Raw genomic sequence first — 3,440 nt, 5'->3', positions numbered from 1 at the left:
TCTCTTCAAAAATTATTTCTTGATGAAAAACTGCAGCATATATTGGATTAGCAACTATTAACTTACTATCTCGTTTAGCTACTAATCCAGATAACCTAAGTTCCATTTGTTCCGGACTATTATCGGCTACTATTCCAGTCAAATTATTCTGTAAAATTTCCTGATATAATCCCAATCTTCTAACTATTCGTTCATCCTTTCTCAAAATTCGATCGCGAATAGTCTTCAAATGTTCTGGCACATCCTGTGTTTCCCAATTATCAATAATTTTCGACCTAACAATTCGTGCTACTCCCTCTGCGGAATTAACTATTAACTCTCCATTTTCAATTAATAGTTTACAGACCTTTTGAGTTAAAAATGGTTGCCCTCCAGTCCAAGTCAAAACCTCTTGTAAAACTGCCTCTGGTTCCTGACAAATTCCGACTAATCCATCCATCAATGATAAAGCTTCATCTAATTGAAAACCAGTCAGTTCAATCGCCCTCCCAATATTAAAAGGTGTACTACTTTTATCCTGACATAAATCTTGAGGTGTACTAACTCCTAACAAAGCAAAAGTTAAACGATTATATTCTTGATTATTAGCCCGTTTGTTGTAACAAGCTCGAATAAAACCTAAAAAATCATCCACTGGAAAATCTAAAGCCAGAATACTATCAATTTCATCAATAAAAATCACAATATTGTGATTAATTTGTGCCAGTAATACCGTTTCAATAAACTCACTTAATCTTTGCACGGGAGCTAAATAATCTCTTTCCCGCCACCAAGTACGAATATTCACATATTCTGATAGATTAAAATTATTTTCTAATATCCGCAGAATACCCGCATACCACTGTTCAGGAGTTACCCCCCGATTACCAATTTCTGAAATGTCGATCGCCACACAATAAACACCCTCTTCTTGTAATCTTTGAATTGTCATAACTTGCAAACTAGATTTTCCCATTTGACGAGAATTAAGAACATAACAAAACTCACCCGCTTTAAGACCTTCATAGAAATCCTCATCTGCTCGTCGCTTAACATAATTAGGTGCATTTCTAGGCAGACAACCACCGACTTGATAATAAGATTTTTGAGTTGAAGTATTCATAGTAAAGAGGTATTTCTCAGATAGTCGAAAGGAGCGATCGCTTTTTTCTGCTCGACTAAATTTATAGGTAAATTTCTCTAGAAAGATTTGATTAGCATAATTATAGCTAACATTTGTAAAGATTCGGTAAAGATTTGGTCAACTAAATATAAATAAGCCCATAAATTCAACTGAACTCTAAATATTAAACTTAATGTATTTACACAGATGTAATAAGGTGTTATAGTATAAACATCTAAACCATAAAACCGTAAACAAAATTACTACAGATAAGAAATAATCTTAAGTTGTAACGGTTGATTTGGACTTTACAGGGTCATCTACATCAAGGAAAGCGATCGCTAGTGCTAGCGAAACTTAGTCTTATTGCTTTCCAGAGTTGAACTATTTATATTTCATACCCCTGATTAAAGTAGAAAAAGATGCCTAAAAAAGCCTATCTCAAATCCCACCTGAGCGAAGCAGAAATCAAAACTCGCTATCTCCAAATTAGAGATAGAGTCGAATCTCGACGCTGGCACCTGCTCTGGTTAGTGTCTCAAAAGTGGACTATCAAAGAAGCAGCTCAAGCTTTGGGTCTTAACTATGATTATGCTAAGGATATAGTAAAAAGTTACAATCAAAAAGGGCCGGATGCAATTTTAAATCGACGGAAAACCCGGAAATTTTACCCTTCTCATGCTTTACTGACTCCAGAACAACAAGAAGAATTACGCATAGCACTAAAAAGTCCACCTAAAGACCAAGCAACATGGACTGGGCCAAAAGTGGCCGAATGGATTGCTAGGACTATTGGACGCGATCGCGTTTCCCCCCAGCGTGGTTGGGAATATATGAAAAAATGTAGTTCAAGTGTCTGATATAGCTTTAAGCATTCAGCATTCAGATATCAGCTTTTACTACTGTAGGTTGGGTTTCGCTACCGCTCTACCCAACGGGAGCAATTTTGTTGTTGGGTTTCCTTTGTTAACCTAACCTACTAGCGTGTCAAACTTGAAAATGTGAGGCGTAAAAACCTAACCCCCCAACCCCCTTAAGTGCTAGCGTTGGGGGGGATTTCACCCCTCTCAAAAGCAGGAGAGGGGTTGGGGGAGAGGTCTTCGCTCGTTGCTCGCTCCTAACCCACAATTTTAGTCTAGACACGCTACTACAAAACTTACTCGCATTTGAGTTATGACGCACCGTTAAGATAATGGTGCGTTACGTTCTGCTTTTCAATCTAATCAGGACTTACGCATAACCACCATATCTAGTAGGAGCGATTCGCGAATCGCCACTACAGATGGTGTATAATTTGATATTTTGGGTAAGTCCTGCTAATGAGTATTCCTATTTTCTAATCTCTGCAATGTCTTTTTTGCCCACTCCCGCAGTTGTTCGTCTGGGTCGTTTGCTGCTCTGTCTTGTAATAGTGGGAGGGTTTGTGGATGGTCTGGATAATGTTTGACTATTGCTTCTAGAAGTTTGGTTGAGTTTAGGAGTAGGGTGTGTTTTTGCTAATCAAAAGCGTCAGCACAACACACCGAAAGTCAACGGTGGTGAGTTAATCAAATGTAGTATAAAATACTATAAAATGTACTATTGTACAACAGATGAATAAAACATCAATTTATGGAAAACAGAGCGGTCGCGTTTGCGTAGCATGACCTAGGAAAGCGGAACGGATGATAAGATGGCTACTCATGTAGGTTGGATTGTTCCTGCATTGCCAAGCATGGAACTCTTAATCCGTATATCCGTGCCATAATCGGTGTGAGCGCTGCAATGTCTTTTTTGCCCACTCCCGCAGTTGTTCGTCTGGGTCGTTTGCTGCTCTGTCTTGTAATAGTGGGAGGGTTTGTGGATGGTCTGGATATTGTTTGACTATTGCTTCTAGTGCAATTTGTCGAGGGTTGTCTTGATACTCATTTTGATGTTGAAAGGGGTCATTGAGGGCGGTGTGATAAAACAATTCTAAAATTCCCGCTTCATTTTTCCAACCAGTAGCTATTTGTCGCACCGCTTCAAGTCGCACACTCGAACTATTATCAGACACAACCAATTGTTTGAGTAATTCAAAAATTCCCACTTCATGTTTCCAACCAGTAGCTATTTGTCGCACCGCTTCAAGTCGCACACTCGAACTATTATCAGACACAACCAATTGTTTGAGTAATTCAAAAATTCCCACTTCATGTTTCCAACCAGTAGCTATTTGTTGCACCACTTCACGTCGCACACTCGAACTATTATCAGACACAACCAATTGTTTGAGTAATTCAAAAATTCCCACTTCATGTTTCCAACCAGTAGCTATTTGTTGCACCACTTCACGTCGCACACTCGAACTATTATCAGA

At 38.8% G+C, this 3,440-nt stretch carries 3 protein-coding genes; 1 reads left to right on the top strand and 2 read right to left on the bottom strand.

Annotated elements, in window-relative coordinates:
- Window positions 1-1,102, bottom strand: a 1,102-nt coding sequence (locus F6K22_RS36320) for an AAA-like domain-containing protein (protein ID WP_293109514.1), incomplete at its 3' end; no start/stop codon positions are given.
- A gap of 422 nt (window positions 1,103-1,524) precedes the next feature.
- Here F6K22_RS36320 and F6K22_RS36315 point away from each other — a divergent pair.
- Window positions 1,525-1,962, top strand: a complete 438-nt coding sequence (locus tag F6K22_RS36315) for a helix-turn-helix domain-containing protein (RefSeq protein ID WP_293109513.1) — start codon at window positions 1,525-1,527, stop codon at window positions 1,960-1,962.
- An 863-nt stretch (window positions 1,963-2,825) separates the two neighbouring features.
- Here the strand turns inward: F6K22_RS36315 and F6K22_RS36310 are convergent.
- Window positions 2,826-3,440 (bottom strand): HEAT repeat domain-containing protein (locus tag F6K22_RS36310; protein WP_293109511.1); only part of this gene is annotated, 615 nt, incomplete at its 5' end.

Origin of the sequence: Okeania sp. SIO2F4 (genome assembly GCF_010672385.1) — a bacterium.
Lineage (GTDB): Bacteria > Cyanobacteriota > Cyanobacteriia > Cyanobacteriales > Microcoleaceae > Trichodesmium.
The sequence above is the reverse complement of the archived record's forward strand: the minus strand, read 5'-3'. Positions and strand labels throughout refer to the sequence as shown.

Coding starts and splice junctions, on each gene's coding strand:
- F6K22_RS36315 (WP_293109513.1), top strand. CDS start 1,525: ATGCCTAAAAAAGCCTATCTCAAATCCCACCTGAGCGAAGCAGAAATC.